The following is a 24256-nucleotide window of genomic DNA, read 5'->3' on the forward strand; positions in this document are numbered from 1 at the left end:
GACTGTCGTTCACCGACTTTCGACGGCCCCATCTGGCAGGCCGTCGTAACTCCTCTTGGCGCGGTCTCACCGGGCGTCATCGCATACCCTGATGCGCCGTCGACCAGCCGACTCACCGTGGCGACACGGGTCATCACTGATTGCGGGCCTCCGACGAGGCGCTGCCACCGGCCGTTCCGGTGTCAGCCCGCAGGTGAAGTACGAGGCTGCGTACCTCCCCGGGTCCGAGTTCGACAACCTCTTCGGCCGTCGCTCCAGTTGCGAACAGGCCCTTCTTCGCTCGAACGCTCAGGGACCCGGCGGGCACGGCGACAGACGCCGGTCGACCGACGTAAATCACCTCCAGCGCCACCATCTCGCCCGATCCCGAGTCGCTGATCGTGACGACGGTCGGCGCCGTGGAGGGGGCGGCCGGGTCCTCGTCGACCTGCAGGTCGAGCCGAGCCGGGGCGTGTCGTCGCTCGAACTGCAACTCGATCGACTGCATCGAGTTCTGGGGGGTGACCAGGGCTTCGGCGATGGCGACGCCCCACTTCGGGTGGGCAGCGACCACTCGATAGGCGCCGGGTTCGGCGAGCAGGAACCGGGGCGGGCCCACGCCCGGAAGAACCGCAGGACCGGACCTGGCGCGCGACGAGTGACCTGTCGCGTTCGCTCCGGATGCAATCGGCAAGATGGTCACGATCGGCGGTCCGTCCTGGTCGAGGTCGTCGAGACCAGCAAAGCGCTGCGCGGACTCGAAGGCCAGGCTCGACCCGTCCCAGTCGAGCAGGTTGACCTCGATCTGCCGGCGCGCCACGACCATCTCGAGCGCGACGTTCGGCGGCCGGATCAGTCCGCCGTCGAAGACTTCGCTCTCACGGCCCCAACTCGCGGACAGCTCGAACTCGCCGTCACCCACGCGCGGTACCGAGAAGAAACCGTTCGCGTCCGAGGTCGTCTTGGCCTCGCTCGCGCCTCCGAAGGCCTCGAGCCGTTGCAAGTCGTCCCACTCGGCGCCAGCCGGTGTCAGCGTTACTCGCCAACCCGGGACGGCTCGCCCCAGGGGATCCACCAGGCGACCAGCGACCGAGTTCCAGCTCCGCAGCCGGATCTCGAATGTCGCGTGCGGATCGATGCGCTCGGGATCGACTGGAGTCAGAGCTGACCAACTCTCGCCCGGTGTGGCCTGGAGGAAGCGGACCCTCGGGAACCGCTCGGCGTCGAAGTGCATCAGGCCGAAGAACTTCTGCGACGAGAGCGCTTGGATCCACTGACCCTCAGCGTCGTAGGCGCGCACGGCCGAGGTTGCGAACGAGCGGCCGGACAGGTCCACCACCCGGAAGCGGATCGAGCCACCGGGCACGGCGCGGGCGGTGCCCGAGAGGCGCTGCACACCGCCGAGCTCCGGCACCTTGGCGGAAAGGGCCGTCATCCTGGATTGATAGCCGGGGGAGTCGACAACGAGATCCAGTTTCAGTGACTCGCCGCCGGCCGAGCTCGCCGGTGCCTCGAAGGACAGCGCCGCGCGTCCGGAGCGGTCGGACACCCCCCGCGCCATGGCGACGCCCTCGTGCTCGACGCGAACCGCGATCCCGCCCACGCGCTTGCGGAAGTCCTCGCCGGTGGTCGTGACCGACACTTCGATGCGTCGTTCCGTCGGAAGGGGCGCCCCCTCCGATCTGCGGAGGGTCTCGACCGTAGTCGAGTTCGAAGCAGGCTCGAGCCCGGCGGCGGTTGCCGCTCCGAGCACCTCGTCCCGGGCCGACTCCGGGAACGGACCGATCGGGCAAACCGGAGCCTCGGCTACGCCCCCGACCGGAGTCAGCCACAGGGCAAACCCGATCCAGAGCACCACGACGAGGGCGGTCATCAGGCTGAGCAATCGCATCACTGGCGCGCGTCGCGCACCGACCTTAGTCGCCGGGGGTCGAGGGCAACCGTCGGCGCCGCGGATTTGGGGTGCGCCACCCGACCGATCACGCTCCAGAGGCGGGTCCGCGCCCGAACCGAGCTCGCGGACCCGGCGCGCAGGCCCCAACCAGCCCGAGGAACAGCCAGCGAAGAGCCGGAGATGGGCCTGGCCGACCTCGATCGGCGGAACCAGGCCGAGGGCAAGGCGGCCGGTGTCGACTGCTTCGACGCTTCGGACTCGCGTCGACGCCCCGCTACGATCCGGACCTCGGTCGTCGTCACTCTCAGCGCTACACTCGTGTCCGCCTGTCTCCCCGTCACACGAAACCGCCACGCGCTCGCTGGTCAGGCCGAGACCAGCCATACGCTCAACACCATGCCGTCGCCGCTCAAAGACGCCGATGACCGACGTCCCGGTGAGTTCTACGAGGATTGCGCGTATCACCCATGCCTTTGCACGGCAACCGACATGGGGACAGTCGATGGGATTTCCCTCGTGGACGGCTCTTATCCGCGCAACTGCGGAGTTCCCCACTGCGGCGTTCGGAAACTGACCTTCGAGGAGGCGGTTCAGTGGCGCCTTCACGGTCCAGCAGACCTGCCGCCAGAGGTCGAGGCTCAGATGACCGATGCCCAGAAGTGTTGGCTGAAGCCCGCCAATGACAATCGCGTCTGACCATGGGCCGTGGCGAGCCGTTCCGGGCGCACACAGCCTGTGCTCGCACTCGCAGGCCGGCACACGTCTTCGTTCCGCGTAGGCGGTGCCGCGCTCCGGAGTCGCCGGAGGGCTTGCCAGAATGGGCGCACCGGGCGCGCCCGTGTTCCCTGCTTGCGAATCATCCGGGCCAGGGTCCTCACGCTCAGAAGCGGGCCAAGTCACGCAGCGGGTCGGGGTTCTGCTCGAGATCGACCCGCAGGGCGGTCGCTTCCCCGGCTCGGATCTCGACCGTTCCCGTGAATCCCAGGTGCCGCGGCACGCGTACGCGCAGTGCGTACTTCCCCGGGGGCAGGGTGACCCGTTGGGGGTGTAGGGCGGCGCCCCAGTCGAACAGCTCGTGCAGCTCCTCGGCCGAGAGTGCGTCGGCCAGGCTCTCGTACTGGGCCACCAGCGCGGTGAGCTGCTCGGGTTCCAGCCGCACTCGCGCGACGTCGAGTTCGAGGGTCAGGGGCGAGGCCGACGAGCCTAGAGGCGTCAGCACGACGTGCCCGTGCAGGTCGCGCGCGAACCAGCCGTGTCCGTCCTGGGCTCCGCCCGCCGGCGTGAGGTAGCCGGGATCGATCGGGGCCAGGGTCACGCCCAGGGCCAACTCACCCGCCGGCGGCAGGTCCGCGCGCACGGTGGTGATCTCGCTGGTGACGACCTCGAACTCGAGTCGCCGCCACAGTCCGTGGGTGCGCGAGGGGCTCCAGTTATCGCCGCCGCCGAAGCCCTCCGGGCTCAGCTCCACGTCGTAGGAGGCGTCGGGCAGCTCGAGCCGGGTGCCGGAGCGCGGGGCGAAGGTGCCCTCCTGGACGATGCGTTGGGACGGCGCGTGGCGTATGCGAAAGCGAACCTGGCCCGGGACCGCGACGTCCTCGGCCAGGCCCAGGTCGAGGGTTCCCGTTCCGGTCGGCGCGATGAGCGGCACGTCGAGCTCCAGGGGCAGCGAGGGCTCGATGCCAGCGGGGATGCGCGCGAAGGCCACGGAGCGGTCGGCGTTAAGGAAGGAGACGACCAGCTCCTCGCCCAGGGGCAGGAGCGCGGTCACGGAGCCGTCGGGCTGCTCGACCGCCCCGATCGGCGTGCGCTCGGAGGACGCGACGCGCTCGATCCGCAGCAGGGAGTAGCTCGCGTCGAGATCCAGAGACTCAGGTCGGGCCGAATCGACGCGAGTGGGCTGCCAGTTGCCCTGGCCGTCGACCGGACGGATGCTCGCGGGGCAGAAGTTCAGGCTCGCGTCAAAGCTGTCTGCATCGATGGCGAGTGGCGTGTCCGTCAGGAGCCTGCTGCCGAGCAAGGGGTTCGACGTGAACAGTTGGACCGCGTCGGACGCAGGCGCCAAGAGCTCGAAGGCTCCGTCGCGATCGGTCACCGCCAGGGGGTAGCCGTACAGCAGGCCCGCCTCGCGCTGCGGGTCGAGGGCGCGGCCCGACTCGATCAGCCAGGCCAGGTCCTGGGGAACCTCCGCGGGCAGGGCCACCAGCGTCAGGCCGACGAGGGGCTCGCCCAGGGCATCGGTCAGGAGGCCCGCGATGGGACGCCGCTCGCCGAAGCGCAGGTCGGCGCCGCTCGCACCGGGGGCGATCGTCACCGGACCGGCCAGACCGAGGCGCGCGCTGTAGCCGACCAGCTCCAGGCCGCGATGACCCGCCAGGTGCAGGCGAAAGCCGCCGGTCGCGCGCGACGGCGCGGTCGCCACCGCCGAGGGCCCCAGGTCGAGCGAGCCGGCCTTGCCGACCGCGGTGACCTGCACGCCCTCGACGGGCAGGCCGTCGGCATCGGTGACGCGACCCTGGAGCGTGACGCCGGGCAGGGCGACCACCCGCAGGGTCACCAGGCGCCGCTGACCGGCCCGCAACTGCCCGAAGCGCGGGCGCGCCTGCCAGCCCGGCTCGTCGACCATGGCGCGTAGGACCGAGTCGGGACCGATTCGGTGCTCGGGGATCGAGACGCGGGTGCGGGCCACACCCTGCTCGTCGGTGACGAGCACGGCCAGGGGCTCGTCCGCGAAGCTGAGGGACACCCGGCGGCCGGGCACCGGCTCCCGGCCCTCCTCGCGCGTGTCCGTGGTCAACACCACCACGTCGACGTCGAGGGAATCTTGGCGGCCGTCTCGAGCGACGGCGGCTGAGACGAGGGCGGCGAGCAGCAGCAGAACGGGAACGCGAATCATCGAGCGGTTGGCGGTGGGAGAGGCCCCGCCGCTCAGCGCTTCACGCGACTGCCCGGCACGAGGTCGAGCGCGCCCGATTCCTCGAAGCGCACCTGGCACTTGGTGCCGCCATCGTAGTCGCGGGCCTCCACCAGCAGGCGGGCGGGCTGGCCGAAGGCCGTGCAGGGCTCGTCGCGCAGGTCATCGACTCCGCGCCAAGCGCGCACGAAGGGGTTCGACTCCCACTCGGCGCCGATGGTGGTCTCGTCCACGTGACCCGGGTTGACCAGGGTGCCGTGGGGCAGGGCCATGAGGGTGCCCATGACCGACTCGCGCAGCTCTTCGAAGGTCCCGTGCCCCGGCGCGCGCGTGCCGCCGACGCTGCCCTTGAACAGGGTGTCGCCGGTGAAGACGCGGGACTCGTTGACCAGGAAGGCCAACTGGCCCTCGGTGTGCCCGGGGATGTGGAGCGCGCGCAGCACCAGGTCGCCCGAGCGCAGCTCCTCGCCCGCGGCGAGCTCGCGGTCCAGGTCTCCGAAGAGCTCTGCCTCCGCGGCGTGGCCGCAGATCGGGCAATCGAAACGCTGCTTGTAGTCGGCGTTGTGGGTGACGTGGTCGTGGTGGTGGTGGGTACACAGCACGTGGGTCACGGTCAGGCGGTGGGCCTCGATCGCGGCCAGGATCGGCTCCATCGGACCACCCGTGTCGATCAGCACCCCGTGCCCGCCGGGGCGATCGCCCACGAGCCACGTGTTCGAGAGCCAGCGGGGATCGAGGCTGCGTTCGACGATCATCGCTGTTGCTCCGAGGCGCCGCCGCGCAGGTGCTCCTCGAACAGTTGCAGGATGCGGCTGTACTCGTCGCGCCAGCTCGCGGGTTCCTCGAAGCCGTGGGCCTCGACCGGGTAGAGGGCCAGCTCCCAGCCGTCCTTGCCGAGATCGATCAACTTCTGCGCCAGTCGGATCGAGTCCTTGGCGAGGACGTTGTCGTCGACCATGCCGTGGCAGATCAACAACGGGTCGGCCAGGCCCTCGGCGAACTCGATCGGCGAGGAGCGCTCGAAGGCCTCGGGATCGCGCTCCGGCGTGTTGAGGATGTTGGCGGTGTAGCCGTGGTTGTAGTGGGCCCAGTCGGTCACGGGCCGCAACGCCGCCCCGGCCGCGAAGACCTCGGGCGCCTTGAACAGGGCCATCAGCGTCATGAAACCGCCGTAGGAGCCTCCGTACAGGCCGACGCGTTCGGGATCGACCCCGTGGTTCGCCACCAGCCACTCGACCCCGTCGACCAGGTCCTCGAGCTCGGGCGTGCCCATCTGGCGGTAGATCGCCGTGCGCCAGTCGCGGCCGTAGCCGGCGGAGGCGCGGTAGTCCATGTCGAGCACCACGTAGCCGCGCCAGGCCAGGAGGCTGTGGAACATGAACTCGCGGAAGTAGCTCGACCAGCCGTGGTGCGCGTTCTGCAGGTAGCCGGCGCCGTGCACGAACAGCACCGCGGGGCGCTGGCCCGCGGCGGCGGCGACCTCGGCGGGGGGCAGGTACAAGCGCGAATGGATCGGACGACCGTGGTTCGAGGGCACCGCCACGAACTGTGGTGCGACCCAGGGCAGGGCGGCCCACTGCGGCTCGACCGTGAAGGTCATGCGCTTGGCCTGGGCGCCGGGCCGCGCTTCCTGCAGGTACAGCTCGGTGGGGCGCAGGGCGCGGTCGTTGTCGAGCAGCAGCCACTGGCCGTCGGGCGAGAGCACGAAGCCCGTGCGCCCGTCCAGGTCCGTGATCTGCTCGGCGGCACCGGTCTCGGTGTCCAGTCGCCACACGTCGTAGATCCCCGGGTCGTCGACGTTGGCGCGGTAGTACAGGTGCGGCGTGGTCCAGGAGGGGCTCACTCGGCTGACCTCGAAGGCGCCGGAGGTCATCGCCGCGCCCTCGCCCGTGGTCGGGTCCCACAGGTACAAGTGGCTGTAACCGCTCGCCTCCGACAGGAACCACAGCCGCCCGTCGTCGAGCCAATCGCTGTCGCGGAAGCCGCCGTTGACCCAGGCCTCGTCGTGCTGGTGGTGGATCAGGCGCAGCGTCGGGGTGCTCTCCTCGCCGGGGGGAGGCGTCTCGAGCGCGACCAGCCACAGGTCCTTGTTGTCGTGGGAGCGCAGGGTGGTCACGGCGCGCCGCGAGTCGGGGGACCAATTCAAGCTCCCCGCGGTCACGGGGCGGGGCTTGGCGGCGGGGGCTGCGGCGGGCTCATGGCGCGAGTTGTCGCCCTCGGTCGCGTCGCCTTCATCGTCGCTCTCCTCCTCGCTCGCCTCGCCGGGCGGCTCCTCGTCGAGGAAGGCCAGGGGGTCGTCCGTGATCATCGGCAGGTCGCCGAAGTCGAACTCGTAGAAGCTGCGACCGGCGGCGTCGACGAGCATCAGGCGCGTGTCGTCGCGCTCGGAGTAACCGACGTGCGCGCGCACGGTGCGGTTCTCGACCCAGCTCGAATCGGTCACGAACTCCGGCATCGAGTCGCGCTTGCCGCCCGAGGACTTCGACTTGGTGACCTCCAAGGCGAGCCAGCGCCCGTCCGGAGACAGGCTCCTCGACAGCTCGCGCCAACCCTTGCCGACGTAGATCGGCCCCGGGGGGCGAGTGGGGTCGGCGTCGCGCAGCTCCTCAGCCCGCTCGCGCCGCCGCTCGTTCCGGGCGCGCTCGTCGCGCACGCTGGCCAGCAGGCGTTCCTGCTGGAGGGCCAGGTAGTCGCGGTCCTCCGCCTTCTCGTCGCCCTCGGCCTCGGGGTCGTCGGCGTAGCTGACGTCGACCAGCTCCCACTCGAAGCCGTCGGTCAAGTCCCGGGCCAGGAGGTCGCCGCCGCGCTCGAAGACGATCGCGTCGACGCCCTCGAGGGCGAGGGTCCCGTCGTCGAGGAAGCCGATCGGCCGCTCGTCGACGGAGGTGCGCGTCAGGACGCGCTCCTGCCCGGTGCTGCGGTCGAGCAGGATCAGGTCGCCGTGGCGCTCGAAGAGCTTGCGCGCCCGTTCGCGATCGAAGACCCCACCCCGGCCGGGGACCAGGCCCAGCTCCTCGTCGGGCAACCGCCGGGTCTCGCCGCTGATCAGGTCGACCTGGAACAGGTCGGTCAGGCCGAAGTCGTCGGCGCGCTCGCGTCGGTAGTAGAAGGACAACGAGTCGTCCGCCCACATGGCCCCGCTGGGGGAGCGAGCGATCCACGCGGGATCAGCCATGATCCGCTCGAGGGTCAACTCGCTCGCGGCCGCGCTGGCCGGAGCCTGCTGCGGCTCGGAGACAGCTGTTCCCTGGGTCGCCAGTGAAGCACAGGCCGGGAGCGGTGCCGCGCCGGCGGCGAGGACCATGAGCGTCGGAATCAGAGGGCGCATGGGCGGGATTGTGCCCCAAGCAACCGGTGCCGACGAGGTTTCGGTGGGGAGCCGGGGGCCGCTGTCCGGCGCTCCCCCCGGCCCTGCCCGCGCTCAGTCCGACAGGGCGCCGAGCAGCTTGAACAGGCTCGTGCCCACGAAGTAGTAGGTGCGGTCCTGGTCGACGCTCAAGTCCTGACCCACGCCGACGAACAGCAGCCCGTCCCAGAAGCGCAGCTGCACGCCGAGGCCGAACTCGGCGCCCTCGTCCACGTCCAGATCGACCGAGGCGGCGTGGACGCCGAGCCCCGGATCGAGCCAGTTCACGAACTTGCCCCAGCCGCTCTCCGGCTGCCGGTAGCGGTAGTGCCAGCTCGCCATGGCCGCCACGTTGGGCTTCCACTTCTGCGCCGAGTCCGGGCCGGAATCCCCGCGCACGAAGATGGCTTCGCCACGCACGCTGCGCCGCCAGCCCATCCAGGTCACGCGGAAGTCGAACTCCTCGCGCTCGAGCTGCTCGCCGTCGTCGCCGAGCGTCTGCACGACCACGCGTACACGGTCTCCGATGTCGACGTTCGAGCCCAGCTCGACCAGACCCTCGCGCAGGTCGTCGAGCCTGCGGGGCAGGCTGACGCCGTCCCCCGCTGCCACGGCGCTCGCGGCCGCTTCCAGGTTGCCGCTGGTCAGCTTCAGCACCGCGGCCGCCTTGGTGACGACGTCGACCCACGGCCCCACGTCGTCCAACCAGCCGTCGATCCCGACCCTGAGGGACTCAGGCACCAGAACGGCGTAGGCCGCATCGGCGTCCGCTGCGCTCAGCTCCGCGACGAGGTTACTCAGGTCGTCGATCTCATCGGGAACGTCCCGGGCCGCATCGAGGGCGGCTTTCAGCTTGTCCCTGGTCGCCTTCGCCTCGTCGATCAGCTTCTTCGCGAGGTCCGGCAGGGGTGAATCGTGGCCCTGGAGCAGGTCCGCGATCTCCCTCCTCACGTTGAGCCTGGTGATCTTCTTGCCCGTTGCGACCAGGGCGTGGACCGAGTCCGCGGCCTGGGCCGTGGCACCGACGAACGCCACCAAGGCGTCGCGAGCTTCGCGCGCAGCCTCGAGCGTCGGCGGCTCGCCGTCCGCCGCCGCGGGAATCGGAATGCCCTCGAGCGCCTGCTTGGCCCGCTCCAAGGTGAGCTGCACGGCGCGCAGCTCGTCACCCCCCGTGGCCGGGACCGGGATGCCCTTGAGGGTCTGCGACAACGCGTCGGCGAGTTCGTCGACTACGTCGCGCAACTGACCGCCGAGGTCGCCACCGGTCTCGACCAGCTCGCGAATGCGCTCGTCGATGTCGTCCAGGACCACCGTCGCCTTGCGCGCTTCGTCGAGCTCGCGCACGACCCGCTCGCGAGTCTCCGCCGAGAAGCTGAAGCCGAGGTTCTTCGGCGCCGTCGAGGACGCGCCTTGGATGTCGTCGTAGTTGCGAACGTGGAGTCGCACGACGTCGTCACCGGACCCGTCGGCGAAGGCCGAGACCATGACTCGCACCTGTCCGGCGTCGTCGAGAGTGTCCCTGACCGCGCGCCGACGCTCAGCGAGCCGCTCCGAGAAGTAGCCCGAGTAGCCGGCGAAAGCCGTGCTGCCGTAGGCACCGAGGAACTCGTCCAGGGGCGCAATGGCGGTGTCGTCGAGCTCGGAATCGTCCAAGAGCACGGATTCGTCCGCGAGGGCCCCGTCGTCGAGTGCCCCGTCGCCAAGACCGAAGAATGCCTTCTGCCGCGCCTCGAGTTCTGGCTCGAGCTCGAACAGTAGCGCCTTGGCCTCTTCCGCCAAGGGATCGATCGTCTTGACGTTGAAGTCCTCGGCCTCTTTCACCAATGCGCCGAGGGTTCCGCCATCGCGTGCGGCGACGATGCGCTCGGACAGGTTGGCCGATTCGACGGCGAAGGTGTCGAGCAGCGCGAGCCAACTCTGGATCGTTGTCCAGGTCTCGTCGGCGACCGGCGTCCGCCCGCGAGTGGGCCCATTGGACGCGAAGTCGACGACGATCATCGAGTTGCGGTCGACGTAGCCACCTGGCCGAACCAAAAAATCCTTGGCGTCGGCCGGAAGGTTGGCGGGGCGTTCGTAGAGCGCGAACTCGACCGGGCCGACGTGGCCGTCGAGCGTCGCGCCCGAGGGAGTGGACGCGCAGCCGCCGAGGAAGGGCAGGAAGCAGAGTGCGCCGACGAGGGGCGCGATCTGTGTTGCTCGTTGGGTCTGCATCAAACTGTCTCGGTGGCGAGCTTGTAGGCCTTGCGGAGCCAGGTATCGCTCAGCGCGCTGCGACCGGTCATGACGAAGGCGGTGGAGCCGCCCTTGTTGAAGAAGACACCCTTGGGAGCCGAGTTGCCGAGGGGCTCGCCGTTGGCCATGCGGCGATCGGACGTCCAGCCCTGGGGCCGAGCGGCATCGGTCCAGGTCAGGGAGTCGAGCTCCGCGGCGTCACTCAGCAGGAACAGATCGAGCAACTTGTGCTCGCTGAGGTGGAACTTGGCGGTCTTCCAGGCTCCGGAGGCCTCGTTCCCGAAGGTCACGTAGACGATGTTGGTTCCGCCTTCGATGGCGGCCGCGATGTTGGTGAGGGTCGTCATGGCAGTCGATTGGTCAGGCATCGCCGGTTGGTAAGGCGTCACAGCGAGCGTCAAGCTCAGATCGCGTGGTGTGGGCACGGAGGTCCGCTCACGATCAACTCTTCTAACGGTCGGCGTGGTCGAACCGATCGGGCCCGCGCCGATTTAGCCGCCAAGGCTGTCCCCCCGTGCGCGCTAGCGCAGGTAGGGATCCCAGGGGATTCCCATGCTCGGGTCGGTCAACTGCCGCACGTCCGGGAGCAGCAGCTCGGCAATGGCGCGCTCGACCTCCACGGCGGTCTGGCTGAAGCGATCGACGACGACCCGCGCCCCGTTGGCCTTGGGCCGCAGGAACAGCACTTCGAGGGCCTCGCCCTCGACCGGTTGGATCGTGAGCGTGGCGTCGGGGCGCTCGAGGGCGCTCGGTTGCACGCTGCGCGGATCGATCGGCGCCGCGAAGGTCGCGTGGGCCAGGAACAGCTCGAAGCCGGTGGCCAGCACCGGGTGGGCTGCCGCGGACTCGCCGGTCTCCGCGTCGACCACGGTCCAGGTGCCCGTTGGCCGACCGTCGGGGCCTGGGGGGCCCGGTGCGGCCTCGCGGCGCAGCTCGAAACCGGACCCGTCGGCCCGATCCACGAAGACCCGCGCGATGCCGCTGCGGAAGCCCGGCCAGGCGTTGGGGATCACGTGGCGGTCGATCAGCGGAGGTGTCGGCAGGCCGACGACCGGACGCGAGGTGAACCGCAGGCCGGCGGCCAGATCGCGATCGAGCTCCAGCACTTCATCACCGCCGATCCGACGCGCGAAGACGCCACCGCGTGCGAGGGAGCGCCCCAGGTCGACGGCGAACAAGACGTCGCGTTCCTCGTCCTTCAACACGTCGACGCCGTGCAGCGAAACGCGCACGCAGGCCCCGGCGTCCAACCCGTATTCGGCGAGGGTCGGATCGTCGGCCGCGAGGTCGGCCACTCGCACCACGCCCTTGGCGTCGATGACGCTCTGCACCAGACCGAGCACGGCGTCCTGGTCCGCTACCAGAGCCAGGTGTGTGGTGCAGCGCCACAGTCCCGACACGCGCGCGTAGAAGAACGACTCGCGGCCCCCGCGGCCGTCGGTGCGCTCGACGGTCACGGCGGCGACGGGGACCATCACCTCGCCACGCTCGTCGAACAGTCGACTCGAGGGGCGATCGACCAGGGCCGCGACTTCGCTCCCGCCGGCACGGCTGTCGGTGTCGCGTTGGGTCAGACTGGCGCTCCAGCGGCGCAGGCCGATGGCGAGCGCGGCGAGCGCGACCCAGAGTGCGAACAGGCGCAGTCGGGAGCGTCCCATCAGAGCGGCCCTCCATTGCGCTGCCGCGTGGCGCGACGCATCCGGGCGGCCGCCAGCAGTCGCAGGGCCAAGCCGATGACGAGCACCCCGGCGGGGCCGCCCGCGAGGACCGCGACGCGCCAGGCCAGGCGCTGGTCCGGCTCCACGTACTCGAGTCCACGGGGCACGTCGCGACGCGCCGTGAGCGCGGCGACCTCCGGCGGCAGGGTCAGGTGGGCGACCGCGTTGACCAGGAAGTGGTCGCTGCGGAAGCCACCCTCGAGCAGCCAGCGGTTCTTGAAGCACTCCGATGCGCCGATCAGGACCAGGTCGCCCGCTCCGGGCGCTGGCGCCAGGGGCGCGGGATCCTCGGCGGTGCCCGGTCGCAGGGGCTCGGCCGGCAGGGGAAAGCGGCCGCGCAGGCGCACGGCGAGGTTGCGCCGTCCCTCGTACTCGCCGTCCGGCGGACCTTCGAGCACGTCTTGGGGCAGGTCGCCGCCCTCCCAGTCGAAACTCCAACTGCGCTCGCTGGTCTCGATCAGGACCTCGCTCTCGAGGCCCAGGGCTGCCAGGCGCTGGGGGTCGAGGTCGATCGCGTTCGCGAAGGGCAGGGCCAGGTCGCCCACGCCGCCCATCATCGGCGAGTTCGCGTAGTCGGCGCTCGAGGCGCGGATCAGGAAGGGCAGGGCCGAGGCCTGGGCCTCGTAGTCCCGCTGGTTCGTCTCACGATTGACCTCCGTCGCCAGGTCGGCGCTGAACTTGAGCTCGTCGAAGACCACGGTGCGCTCGAGCTCCACGCCGAACTCCGGGAACCACAGCTCGTCGATGTCGGCGGACTGGGGCTGGGGCCAGTAGGCCAGCTCGAACTCGCGACCGCGGTAGCGCTGGGGGATGATCCGGAAGTGCTGCGCTGCGACCAGCGCCGAGCCGCCTCCATGCAGGTGGTTGGCGAGGGCCTCGAGGACGTACCGCACGTCCCGGCGCGGCTGCAACCAAACCACGGTGCGCGTGCCCTCGGGCAGGGTCAGGTGCGAGGGCCCCTCCGGCGCCGGCTTGTTGTCCACGTGCTCCACATCGAACCCCGCCCGCTCGAGGGCGCCCCGCGCCAGGCTGTAGACGTCGGTGCCGCTGGGCGCGAAGAGTTGGCGCAGTTGGTACTCGGTGTGGGCCTCGGCGGGGGAGAGGCGCGGCAGGTCGCTGGCCAGGGCGACGACGGGCCGCTCGCCCGTGCCCAGGCGCCAGAGGGCGAAGGCGACGCGGAACTCGGTGTCCTCGAAGGACAGGGCGTCGGGGAAGGCCAGACGCTCGACGCGCCCGCCCGCGCGCAGCTCGAGGGTCGCGAAGATCGAGCGCACGGTGGTCGCGCCACCGTCGGTGGTGCGCGTGCGGAAGGGCGCGATCCCGCGCTCGGCCAGGCCTCCGAGGGCATCCGCTTCGAGCTCTTCGGGCACCGTGCGGGTCAGCTCCACGCCCTGGGCCGAGCCCGCCAGGTCCGCCAGCCGACGGGTCGCCGAGCGGGCGGCGGCGCGCATGCGCGGCGGCAGGTCGGCCTCCCGCGACAGGATCCACTCGAGCTCGAGGCCTCCCGACGAGGCAGCCTGCTCGGCCAGCTCGATGGTGACCTCGGCCGGTCGATTGAGGCCGTCGCCGGAGAAGTCGGCTCCGACCCCCGCGGGCTCGAGCATTCGTCCGAGGCCTCCCAGAGCGAAGCCGACTGCAACGAGACCACCGATCAAGAGCAGCGGGCGCATTGAGCGTTCGACGCTCTGTCCGCGCGGTCGCAGGGCGCCGCGCAGGAGCGCGATCAACAACACCAGCGCGGGTCCCAGTCCGACCACCGCCGCGCGCCAGGCCAGGCGCTCGGATCCGGTCAACTCCGGCAGGGGTTGCGGGCGCGGGAAGTCGGCCCGCGCCATCACGAGGCGCTCGTCGCTGGTCAACTCGTCCAGCAGGATCGAGACCAAACGGCGGTGGGCGTAGCCGCTGGAGTCGAGGAACTCGTCGGCGAAGGGACTCGCGGAGGCGGCTGCGACCACCGAGCCCTCGAAGCTGGTCGGCGGCGAGAGCAGCACCAGCAGTGGTTGCTTGGGCAGGTTGCGCCCCGACTCGGGCACCAGGGCCGAGACGCGCAGGGGTTCGGGGTCGGTGATCTCGGCCAGGCCCGGCAGGGACCAGGACAGCTCGGAGCTGGTGGCCAGGACCTGAGCCTCGAAGCCGCGCTCGGCCAGGGCCTCACCGTCGAGCTCCAGGGGCGACGGCGTGGCGAACAGCAGGTTGCCGTTGGGTTGGCCAGGCAGCCCGCGGAAGTCCTGGTTGGGCGCGATGCAACGGAACAGGAAGGGCACCGGCACCGCTTGACCGTCAAGGATCAACGACTCGCAGCGGCGGTCGAAGACCGGGCTCTCGACCGCGCGCAGGCCGAAGGTCGCCCACAGGGCCTGGACGTCGATGTCGCGCGGTCGCAGGTCGACCGCGGCCTCGTCCTCCACCGTGCCGAATTCGCCGGCGCGCGCGCTGGCCGCGATCACGAGCCCGCGCCCCTGCGCTCGCCAACGCTCGACCGCGTCGAGCCTGGCGGCGGTGGGGGCCGTGGGCTGCATCCAGAACAAGAGGTCCGCGTCGTCGGGCAGGCTCGCGCCGCCGTCCAGGTCCACGTCGAGCACCTCGCCGCGCTGGGCCAGGGCGCCGCGCAGTTGCGAGAACCCGCTGGGCGCGGCGAAGGCGATGCGCGGTCGCGCCGGCTCCTCGAGCTGCTTCAGGTGCGCGCAGATCAAGGACTGCAGGCGCGGGAGGTGCTCGGGCAGGAGGCCGTTGACCACCGCCGCGTCGCGCGCGCCCAGGGAGATCTCGAGCGTCGACCAGACCTCGCGTTCGGTCCAACCGTCGCGCTGGACCGTGCGCACGCGGAAGGGCGCCAGGCGGCGCTGGGTCGCGAAGGCGGCGACCTCGGGCCGCTGGGCCGGGTCGACGATCTCGAACCGCACGCGCTCCGGCGCCACCTCGCGGATGGCCTCGAGGACCTCGAGCACGCCGCGCTCGAGGTGTCGCAGCTCGCTCGGCATGCTGGCCGGCTCGCTGGCGTAGTAGACGATGCGGACCGGATCGGCCAGCTCCTCGAGGAAGGCGCGGTTGCGGTCGTTGACGTCGCGCAGGCGCAGGTTGCCGACCTCGATCGAGGCGTTCTTCTGGCGCGCGACGTCCACGGCACCGCTCACGACGGCACCGAGCAGGCCGAGGGTGATCAGGCTGGCGAGGAGGGCTCCGGGCTTCATGCGCGGGAGATTCGCAGCACGAGGGCGTTGGCCCACAGCAGGGCCGCCGAGAGGCCGACGAAGTAGAGCACCGCGGGCAGCTCGACCAGGCCGCGCACGAAGCTTTCGTAGGGCGGCAGGACGGCCAAGGTGTCGTACAGCGTCGAGCCGATCGTGAGGCCGGGGAAGAGTCCGTCGAGGACCGAGACCACCCGTTCGTCGCCAACCAGCACCAGGGCGATGCCGGCCACCGTGGCCAACACGTAGGCGACGATCTGGTCACCGGTCAGGGCCGAGGTGAACATCCCCAAGGCCAGGAACATGGCGCCGAACAGCACCAGGCCCAGGTAGCCGGAGACGATGCGTCCGACGTCGGGGTCGCCGAGGACGCCGATCATGATCGGGATCGGCAGGGTGCAGGCCAGGAACACGCCGTACAGGGCCAGGGCCGCCGCGAACTTGCCGAGCACCGCTTGGGCCGGTCGGATCGGCAGGGTCAAGAGCAGCTCGATCGTGCGCTTCTGCGCCTCCTCGGCCCACAGGCGCATGGTGATCGCCGGCAAGAACACCGCCAAGAGCAGCGGCAGGAGATCGAAGAACGGCGTCATGTCCGCGCGGCCGGCGAGGAAGAACTCGTTCATGAAGATCGAGCCCGCCAGCGCCACGAAGGCGATCGTGTACACGTAGGCGATGGCCGAGTCGAAGTAAGCGCCGAGCTCTCGTGTGGCGATCACGCGCACGCCACTGAGGAAGCCGGGGGCGGGGCCGGTCGCGCTGGCGCGCCCCGTCGCGGATGCCGCAGACGGTGCAGTCGATTGCGCCATTGCGGTTGCCGCGCTCTGCGCGTCAGGTCGGGGGGCCTGGTCGCTCACGCCGCACCTCCACCGGGGCGCGCGCCGCCGCGCAGGGCCGCCTCGCGGCCGCCCGAGCGCTCTTCGACGATCTCGAGCACCAGCCGCTCGAGGTCGATGCCGCGCTCAGCGGCCTGGGCGCGCAGGTCGTCGAGCTTCGCGTCGGCCAACAGCCGCCCGCGGTTGATGACCAGGATGCGTTCGCAGATGGCCGCGACCTCCGACAGGATGTGGCTCGAGAAGAGGATCGCGCGGCCGGGTGCCAGCTCGTGGATGAAGTCGCGGAAGGCGACGACTTGCAGCGGATCGAGGCCGTGGGTGGGCTCGTCGAGCAGGAGCACCCGCGGGTCGTGGATCAGGCTGGCGGCCAGGCCGATGCGTTGGCGGTAGCCCTTCGAGCACTGGTTGACCCGCTGGCGCAGGACGTCCTGCAGCGAGCAGGAGGCCACGACCCAGTCCAGGCGCTCGGCCAGGCGCGGGCCGAACAGGCCCCGGGCCTTGCCCATGAAGCGCAGGAAGTCGAACACCCGCATGGTGTCGTAGAGGGCGTTGTGCTCGGGCAGGTACCCGAGCTCGCGCCGCGCCTCGAGGGCCTCGCGTTCGACGTCGAACCCGGCCACCCGCAGCGACCCCGAGGTCGGCGGAAGCCAGGTCGAGATCATCTTCAGGACGGTGCTCTTGCCCGCGCCGTTGGGGCCCAGGAAGCCGACGACCTCGCCCGCGCCGAGGCGGAACGAGACGTCGTCGACGGCAAGGGCGCTGCCGTAGCGCTTGGTGACGTGCTCGACTTCGATCATGGGAGTCCCGGCGGCTGAGCGCGGGGCCCGAGATCATAGGCGAGGAGGGCCTCCCGATCCCGTGAGCGCCGGTGTCAACGATGGTCGGTCGCCGATCCGGCTCGCCGAGGGTTGTCGGGTCAGGCTGCGCGCTTGCCGGTGCAGCCAGCCGCGCACCTCGCCCGCCGCTGCTCTCGACGACGGCGGACGAGGTCCGGGGCCAGCTCGAGGGGCACCGCCAGCAACAGGCAAAGGCCGGCCCCGAGTCCGAGCAGGAGCAGTCGCACGAGTCCCGGGCGGTCTTGCATGGAGGGTTCCCCGGCCGGCGCGACGCGCGCCGAGCCTTCGGAGCGGACACTACGGCGCACCAGGTCCGATCTGCCCCACGGGTCGGCGGGGTTACGGGCGGGTGACGAGATGCGGATCCGAGCGGTTCGCGGTCTGGCGGGGAGACGGCCGAGCATCCGGACTCGGAGCGACTCCTCCAGCACCGAGGCTGCTCGCTCGTGCCACCACGGATCGGAGCTCTCCGACGTGCTCGGCGCCTTCGATCGGAAGGCCGGGCAGCATCCGCGACCCGACCGCCAGAGGCCCCGTCGCGCCACCTCGCGAGGGCGCGACGTGGATCGGTCCTCGTGCACGCCTCTCGCGCTGCCGGAGCTCAGCTCCGCGCTGCGTCCCGGCCCCGGCGGCGGCGGTTCACCCGTGGGCCCCACAGCGACGACCCCTGCTCGGCACGAATAGCGCGGGTCGTCACGGACCGTGGTTGCTGCCGACGATCTTTGGAAACTGGACCCTAGACTCGCCAAGCATGTCCGCCGCGCTTTCCCAACGCCCGTCGCCCTGGCACTGCCGGGCCTTCGTCGTCCTCGCGATCCTGCTGCTGCTGATCGCCGGGCGCGGTTGGGAACGGGCGATCTCCGAGCGCGGCAACGACCTGACCATCTACTTGGACGCAGCCGCCGCGATGGCTGGCGGCTCGCTGGTCTTCGACGTCGACGGCTATATCTACCTTCCGTTCTTCGCCGCCCTCTTGGCCTGCCTCGCATGGTTGCCGGTGGCCCTACAGGCAGCGATCTGGCAGCTCGCCAGCTGGGCCTGCGCGGTGGGCGGCCTGGTCGGCGCGGCGCGGCTGGTTGACCCCGCCGGGCGTTGGCCCTGGCTCGGCTGGGTCACGACCCTCGTGACCCTGCGACTGTGGGACTCGAACCTCTCCTACGGCCAGGCCAACGCCTTCACCTTCGCGGCGCTGATCGGCGCCCTGCACTGGATCGTCGCCGGTCGTGGCGGACGCGCAGGGGCACTGATCGGGCTGGCGGCGGCCTACAAGGTGCTGCCGGGGATCGGGTTGGTTCTGCTGCTGGTGCGTCGCTCGGTGCGCGGTCTGGGCGTGGGCCTGGCGACCTTGGTCGGACTCTCGCTGCTGGTGCCGCCCCTGTTCCTCGGATGGGCGGGCTCGCTCGACGCCCATCGCGATTGGTTTCACGTCGTGGCGGAGCCCTACCTGCGTGGCGGCCAGGCCCTGCTCGAGGCCCGTCCCTACGTGGCCGGACAGAGCCTCTTGGCCAGCGCCTACCGCACCCTGGCCGCGACGCCGGTGACCAACTCCGATCCCGCGGCCCGCGCGGCCCTGGCCGAGTTGGATCCGGGGCTGGTGCATGGAGTCGTGCGCGGGCTGGTGGCGGCGCACTTCTTGGCGCTGTTGTTCGCGCTCTGGCGTCGACGCGACCGCACCGATGCCGAGTCCGTGGCCTGGGCCGGGGGCCTGACCCTTTGCACCGCGCTGATCGCGGGACCCCTGGTGCATAAGGCCCACGTGTGCTGGGCCGCCCTCGGCTTCGCGGTGTGCTTCGCCCGGGCGGCGGACGCCCGAAGCGCGCGGGCACGGGCGTTGGTGCTCGTGCCCCTGGGCCTGTCGACGCTGCTGATCTCGGCTACGACCGCGCTGCTGTGGGGCACGGACTCGGCCCAGCAGCTCGTCTCGCGCAACGCGATCTATCTGGGCGTCGAGCTGCTCTGGCTGTTGTTGCTGTACCTCGGCCCGCCGCCGCCGACGGACGGTCGAACTTGGAGCGCGACGGGGCACTCGCGCTCAGCCGCCGGCCAGCAGTCCTTGGAGCTGGTCGAGGTCGAGCACTGACGGCACGCCCTCGTCGCCGGGGTCGAGTTGGACCCGCTCGATCGTCAGGCCTTGTGCCGCGCGGCGCGCGAGGAACGCTTGTCCGCCGGGGCGGGCGAGGGACTCCAGGCGCAGGCGCTGTGACTCGGCCTGGGCGTCGGCGACGGCGCGTTGGCCCGCGGCTTCCGCCCGAGCCAGGGCGCGCTCGGCCTCGGCCTTGATCGTCGCGGCCTCGAGCTTGGCCTGGCCGACTCGCTGCTCGAGGTCGCGCTCGACCTCGGCTCGACGCTGCGCGCGTTCCAGCGACGAATCGGCCAAGAGGCGGGCCAGCTCGGTCTGAGCCTCCTGCTTCAGTTGCTCCAGCTCGCGTTGGACCCGCTCGACCGCGTCGGAGGCCTCGGCCCGGCGCAGGTTCTGGACGGCCGACTGCTTCTGCTGGAGCTTCTTGGTGTATTCGAGGCTGAACTCGACGTCGAGCAGCACCAGGTCCACCAGCTCCACTTCGAGCGGCGCGAGGGCCTCGGCCAGGCGCGGGCTCATCTCGTCGAGCACGCCCCTGCGCGCCGCGACGTCGAACCAGTCTTCCGAGCCCAGGCGCGCGAGCTCGGTTCGCGCCACGTCCTCGATCACGTCGCGCACGCGTTCGGGCAGGCGCTCGTCGAGTCCGCCGGCGACCACCGACCAGGCTCGGCCGGGCGCGATGCGCCACAGGGCACTGGCCGCGACGCGGGCGGTCTGGTCGTCGCTGGTGCGGATCTCGAGCGGCTGCCCCTCGTCGCCCAGGTTGAAGCTGGCGTCGCGCGTGCCCGCGGGCAGCAGACGCCATTGCGAATCGCCGGGTGCGACCCAGTGGCGACCCGCCTCGTACTCGACGGGGATCACCCCGCGGCTGTCGTCGACCAGTACGCCGACCATTCCCACGGGCACCCAATGCAGGCAGTTGGCGACCAGGGCTCCACCTGCGAGCGAGAGGGCGAGACCGCCCAGGCCTCCGGCCCACAGGACCCCTTCGATCGCGAGCCTCATCGGGCGTCCTCCTCGCCGCGACGCGGCGCGATCTCGAAGCGGACCATCGCGAGCCTCTCGACCAGGGCTTCACGTACCGCCAGGTCGCCGTGCTCGGCGAAGGCGTCGACGGTCGAAGCCAGCGACTCGGCCTGGGCCTGACCCTCGGCCAAGGTGTTGGCGGCCAGGGTCGCGAGCTCGGTCGTGCGCGACGCGGCCTGGAGGCCCAGGGCCGTGGATCGGCGTTGGGCCTCGTCGAGGATCTGGGCCACGGTTTCGTCCTGCTGGCCCTCGAGCACAGCCAGGGCTTCCTCCTGCTGGGCGGCCGCCAGCTCCAGCTTGGCGCGCGTCTTCTCGAACAGGGCGCCGCGCTGGGCGGAGAAGCCCTGGCGTTCCGTGGCCAGGCGTTCGGCCTCCTGCTCGAAGAGCTTGCGCTGCTCGATCGCCGTCTCGTACTCGCGGTCGAAGCGCGGCTTGGGCGCCGTGACCTGGATCAGCTCGAGTCCGTGTCGCTGCAGGTGCCGCGCCAGGTCGGCGCGGGCCAGCTCGAGCGCGTCGCGGGCGCGCAGGGCGTCCGCCACCTCCTCCGACTCGAGCACCCCGTAGGCGTCTCGCATGGCGCCGGCCGCCAAGGCTGCCACGCGGCCCGGCTGGTGGGGATCGCCGGCTCCGCCATCGGCGAGGGCCTGCGTGATGTTGTCCGGGTCGACGCGCCAATGGACCTCGAGCTCCTGCATTTGCAGCACGCTGCCGTTGCGCGCACGCACGCGCAGCGCCTCGCGCCGGTCGGAGCTGGCTTCGTCGTCGTTGGCATCGGCGCCGAAGACGATGCGTCGCGGCCGCAGGTCGACGACCTGCGCCTGGACGAGGGGTGCCAGGATCCGGTGATGACCGGCGCGGACCAGAATTCGCGGCTCGTCGCCGGGGGAGCCGGCGAGCACTGCGGCCTCGCCCGGTTCGAGGTCGACCGCGAGCCGAGTCTCGGTCAGAGCGATCGTCGTCAGGATCGTTCCGGGAACGGCGAGCGACAAGGCCAGGGCGATAGCGGCGACGGTTGTTGTCGTGGATCGGGACATCGGTGCCTCGAGCGAGTGGGGGAGCCCGCGGGGCGTGTGCCAGCGGTCGACCCCGACCCTAGGACCGTCCGAACCCGGACGCGTGCAGAACCTCACCTGGTTACCGGGAGGTGACGCGACGGCGTTACCAGCTCGTGACCTCGGCAGCGCTCAGCCGACGACCGATCTTCGTCACCCGAGGTGTCTCAACCCGCGGGCAGGAACACCGAGCGCGCGTAGGCGCCGATCAGGTCCGCCAAGTCACCGAAGGCGTCGCGATCGATCGACTTGACCACGTATGCGGCGACCTGTCGGTCATAGGCTCGGTCGATGTCGGCGGCGAGAGTCGACGAGGAGAAAACGAACACTACCGATCTGCGCAGCAGCGGGTCGGCGCGCAGGTGCTCCAGGAACTCGATACCGCCCATGCCCGGCATGTTCAAGTCGAGCACCAGCAGGGGCAGGCACTCGCGTCTTCGGCCCTGGTCGCGCAAATGCTCCAGTGCCCGTTGACCGTCGCTGGCGCTGGCGAGGTTGACCTCGTCGTCGCGTTTGACCAGTGCTCGGCGCAGGGCCGAGACGTCGATCGGGTCGTCTTCGATCATCAGGACCGAGAGCTGGGTCTGGAGCTTTCTCACCCCAAGATTGTCGTCTGTTCGCTGCTTCCTGATCCGATCGGCCACAGGAAACAGAAACGGGCGCCCCTCGGTTCGGCGGGCTCGACCCAGATTTTCCCGCCCTGGATCCGCACGTCACGAGCCGCGAGGGCCAATCCCATCCCATCGCCGACAGCACCGTCGGAAAGGCGCGCGAACATCTCGAAAATGTGCTCGCGGCTCCCGGGGGGGATCCCGGGATCGTCGTCTTCGACCGTGAACCGATAAGCGTCACCTTCGCGGTTGGCGCCCACTCGAATCGAACCCTGGTCTCGATCGTGGTGGGCGACCGCGTTCGCGATCAGGTTCTGCAGTACCCGTTGCAGCGGAGCCCGGGGTGCCTCCAAGTCGGGCAGGTGCCCATCGATCTCGAGACGGAAGCCCGCTGGCGCGGCAACCTGCTTCCAGGTCTCCTGCACCAGGTCCCGGGTGCAGACACGCTCGAGCTCCACGCCTCCAGAACCCGAGCGTGAGTACTCCAAGAGGCCGCGCACCATGCGCTGCATCTGGAGCGAACGCTCGCGTAGCTGACGCAGATGCTCGCGGCCGGCCTCGGACAGGCTCTCGGCCTCGTCCTCCTCGATGAAACCCGCCAGCAGGTACATGCCTCGCAGCGGGGCTTGCAGGTCGTGCGCGGCCGCGGAGGCGAAGCGGTCCAGGTCGTCGTTGCGATTGGCCAGCTCGCGCCGGGCCTGCTCCCGCTGCTTGACTTCGCCTTCGAGCCGATCGGAAAGGGCTGCGCGGCCGGGGAGGTCGAGGGCTCTGGGGAGGGTCGTGATCAGCGCACCCACGGTGACCCCGGAGACGCTGGCCGTCACGACCTTGAACAAGCCGGACAGGCGGTACCACGGATGCCAGAAGAGCGTCGCCTCGATCAGGTGAGTCGCGCCGCAGGCGAAGATGAAGGCGACGAACAGCCACGCCACCCGCGGAAAGGGCAGGTCGCGACGTCGCATGGCAAAGACGGCGATGACCGCCGGAATGGCGAAGTAGGCGGCGAAGGTGGCCGTGTCCGCAAGGATGTGGATCCAGCCCTCCAGACTGGTCCAGTTCCCGCAGTGCCAGCGGGCCGGGAAGTCAGAGGTGTCGAAGAGCTTCGTGAAGAAGTCGACGAGCGAACCGGTGTCACGGTCGGCCATGGGGAAAGGGTCCATTGTGGACTTGGGGCTCAGGTCGCCCGAGCCGGAATGCCGAGCACTGTAGTGCGGACCACGGATTGCTACCCCCGAGACTCCCGGCCAGGGCTCTGCCCCGAGCAGGACGCAAGGGTTGGACGGATCCCGCGCCTTGCGCAATGTCTCTGGGGAAGGAGTCCGCAAGACAATCCATTTAGCGTCCAGGGCGCGGGGTCGAACCGGGCTGGCCTCAGGGCGCGCTGAAGGTGCCCTAGATCTTAGGATTGTCAACCTCACCCCGCCCCTCGAACCATGCCCGAGGCCAGCATCGACCGATCACGGGACGATCGACCCGTTGTGCTCTACGTCGACGACGATTCCGTCGACGTCGCGAGCGTCCGTCGCGCGATCGATCGCAGAGGGTTGCCGCTCGATTTCCGAAGCGCGCCCGATCTCGCCACGGCTCGGCGAATCCTTGACGAGTCGGAGGTCGCGCTGATGCTCGTGGATCAGAGCCTGGGGGATGGGCGCGGGATCGACTTGCTCAAGTCGATGCCAGGCATCGCTTCGATCATCTTGACCGGGGGCGGCTCGGAGGAGCTGGCGGCGGAGGCCCTGCGGCGCGGTGCGGCGGACTATGTTGTCAAGCGTTCGGATGGGAGTCACCTGGACGGCCTGCTGGGCAGCATCATGGCGACCCTGGGCAGCCTGCGCGCCGAGCGGGCGAGGGCCGAGGCGGCGCGGGACCTGGCCGACGCCTATCGAGAGTTGGAGGTCGTGACGCAGGGGCTGGATCGGGCGCTCAGCGCACCGTTGCAGCGATTGGAGGAGCTCGGATCGAGACTGCGAGAGCAGCTCCCCCCGCAGTTCGAGGAGGCGCGGGCGAGCACTGCCGAGATCGAAGCGATCGGACGTGGCGGCTTCGAGGTGGTGCGGCAGCTCACTCGATTGGCGACCCTCAACCCGAGTGCCGAGCAATCTTGTCGGGTCGAGTTCAGCGACGTCGTTCGTCGAGCCGCCCGCCGCATTGCGATCGACTATCCCGATCGCGTCGAGGTGATGTTGGACGCCTCCCACCCGATTCAGGCGCGGCCCAATCAACTGCAGATGGCGATCGAGAGCGTGTTGGAGTTCGCGGCCAAGCACCGGCACCCGGACGGTCGCCCGGTCTCGGTCCTGGCGACCTGCGAATGCGACGAGGACTGGGTCGAGATGCAGTTCATCGATGGTGGCATCGACATCGGCCGAATCGATCGCGACGAGGTCTTCACGATCTGCGGCCGCGGGGACCTCGGCAGCGCCACGCCCGAACTCGCCGTGTTCGATCGGGTGGCGCGGCTGCACGGGGGGACGGCTCGGGTCGACGACGGGATCGACGGCTTCGCCTGCTTCAGGCTCCGAATTCCGCGCTCGCCGCGCTGAACTCGCG

General features: G+C 70.4%; 18 protein-coding genes. 3 read left to right on the forward strand and 15 right to left on the reverse strand.

The window, feature by feature from the left end; all coding sequences use genetic code 11:
* Positions 1–133: 133 nt before the first annotated feature.
* Complete coding sequence (locus tag Pla133_RS08290) at positions 134–1870, reverse strand: carboxypeptidase-like regulatory domain-containing protein (protein ID WP_145064447.1); 1737 nt, start codon at positions 1868–1870, stop codon at positions 134–136.
* Positions 1871–2053: 183 nt separating this feature from the next.
* On the opposite strand from Pla133_RS08290, the gene Pla133_RS08295 reads away from it, so the two are divergent.
* The gene (locus Pla133_RS08295; RefSeq protein ID WP_145064448.1) at positions 2054–2569 is read left to right on the forward strand and encodes a hypothetical protein; all 516 of its coding nucleotides are present in this window, start codon (positions 2054–2056) and stop codon (positions 2567–2569) included.
* 184 nt (positions 2570–2753) lie between these two features.
* Here Pla133_RS08295 and Pla133_RS08300 read toward each other — a convergent pair whose 3' ends face one another.
* The 10 genes from Pla133_RS08300 to Pla133_RS26100 all read right to left on the reverse strand — a co-directional run bounded on the left by Pla133_RS08300 (position 2754) and on the right by Pla133_RS26100 (position 17185).
* Positions 2754–4766, reverse strand: coding sequence for a carboxypeptidase-like regulatory domain-containing protein (locus Pla133_RS08300; protein ID WP_145064449.1), 2013 nt, complete (start codon positions 4764–4766; stop codon positions 2754–2756).
* A gap of 32 nt (positions 4767–4798) precedes the next feature.
* Positions 4799–5539, reverse strand: coding sequence for an MBL fold metallo-hydrolase (locus Pla133_RS08305; RefSeq protein WP_145064450.1), 741 nt, complete (start codon positions 5537–5539; stop codon positions 4799–4801).
* Positions 5536–8112 carry a S9 family peptidase gene (locus Pla133_RS08310; RefSeq protein WP_145064451.1) on the reverse strand — a complete coding sequence of 859 codons (2577 nt, stop codon included), beginning with the start codon at positions 8110–8112 and terminating at the stop codon, positions 5536–5538. The genes Pla133_RS08305 and Pla133_RS08310 overlap by 4 nt, the downstream gene beginning before the upstream one ends.
* A gap of 93 nt (positions 8113–8205) precedes the next feature.
* The gene (locus Pla133_RS08315; protein ID WP_145064452.1) at positions 8206–10341 is read right to left on the reverse strand and encodes a hypothetical protein; all 2136 of its coding nucleotides are present in this window, start codon (positions 10339–10341) and stop codon (positions 8206–8208) included.
* The gene (locus tag Pla133_RS08320) at positions 10341–10709 is read right to left on the reverse strand and encodes a hypothetical protein (protein ID WP_145064453.1); all 369 of its coding nucleotides are present in this window, start codon (positions 10707–10709) and stop codon (positions 10341–10343) included. Before Pla133_RS08320 ends, Pla133_RS08315 begins: the two co-directional genes overlap by 1 nt.
* Before the next feature lie 174 nt (positions 10710–10883).
* Positions 10884–12020: a DUF4340 domain-containing protein gene (locus Pla133_RS08325; RefSeq protein WP_145064454.1), complete on the reverse strand. Its 1137-nt coding sequence runs from the start codon at positions 12018–12020 to the stop codon at positions 10884–10886.
* Complete coding sequence (locus Pla133_RS08330; RefSeq protein ID WP_145064455.1) at positions 12020–15271, reverse strand: Gldg family protein; 3252 nt, start codon at positions 15269–15271, stop codon at positions 12020–12022. Before Pla133_RS08330 ends, Pla133_RS08325 begins: the two co-directional genes overlap by 1 nt.
* Positions 15268–16074: an ABC transporter permease gene (locus tag Pla133_RS08335; RefSeq protein WP_145064456.1), complete on the reverse strand. Its 807-nt coding sequence runs from the start codon at positions 16072–16074 to the stop codon at positions 15268–15270. Before Pla133_RS08335 ends, Pla133_RS08330 begins: the two co-directional genes overlap by 4 nt.
* A 44-nt stretch (positions 16075–16118) precedes the next feature.
* A complete protein-coding gene (locus Pla133_RS08340; RefSeq protein ID WP_145064457.1) occupies positions 16119–16898 on the reverse strand; it encodes an ABC transporter ATP-binding protein in 780 nt (259 codons plus the stop codon).
* 119 nt (positions 16899–17017) lie between these two features.
* A complete protein-coding gene (locus Pla133_RS26100; RefSeq protein WP_419192244.1) occupies positions 17018–17185 on the reverse strand; it encodes a hypothetical protein in 168 nt (55 codons plus the stop codon).
* 503 nt (positions 17186–17688) lie between these two features.
* Between Pla133_RS26100 and Pla133_RS26105 the strand changes: the two genes are divergently transcribed.
* Positions 17689–19017, forward strand: coding sequence for a glycosyltransferase family 87 protein (locus tag Pla133_RS26105; protein ID WP_419192245.1), 1329 nt, complete (start codon positions 17689–17691; stop codon positions 19015–19017).
* Here Pla133_RS26105 and Pla133_RS08350 read toward each other — a convergent pair.
* The 4 genes from Pla133_RS08350 to Pla133_RS08365 form a co-directional block, all read right to left on the reverse strand.
* Entirely contained in the window at positions 18970–20022 is a 1053-nt protein-coding gene (locus tag Pla133_RS08350) for an SPFH domain-containing protein (RefSeq protein ID WP_145064459.1), read from the reverse strand. The two genes, Pla133_RS26105 and Pla133_RS08350, sit on opposite strands and share 48 nt — an antisense overlap.
* Positions 20019–21077, reverse strand: a complete 1059-nt coding sequence (locus Pla133_RS08355; RefSeq protein WP_145064460.1) for an SPFH domain-containing protein — start codon at positions 21075–21077, stop codon at positions 20019–20021. The genes Pla133_RS08350 and Pla133_RS08355 overlap by 4 nt, the downstream gene beginning before the upstream one ends.
* A gap of 185 nt (positions 21078–21262) precedes the next feature.
* Positions 21263–21694, reverse strand: coding sequence for a response regulator (locus Pla133_RS08360; RefSeq protein WP_145064461.1), 432 nt, complete (start codon positions 21692–21694; stop codon positions 21263–21265).
* A complete protein-coding gene (locus Pla133_RS08365; protein ID WP_419192246.1) occupies positions 21691–22851 on the reverse strand; it encodes a sensor histidine kinase in 1161 nt (386 codons plus the stop codon). The genes Pla133_RS08360 and Pla133_RS08365 overlap by 4 nt, the downstream gene beginning before the upstream one ends.
* Positions 22852–23139: 288 nt before the next feature.
* On the opposite strand from Pla133_RS08365, the gene Pla133_RS08370 reads away from it, so the two are divergent.
* A complete protein-coding gene (locus Pla133_RS08370) occupies positions 23140–24249 on the forward strand; it encodes a response regulator (protein WP_145064463.1) in 1110 nt (369 codons plus the stop codon).
* Positions 24250–24256: the final 7 nt, after the last annotated feature.

Source organism: Engelhardtia mirabilis (assembly GCF_007748095.1).
Lineage (GTDB): Bacteria > Planctomycetota > UBA1135 > UBA1135.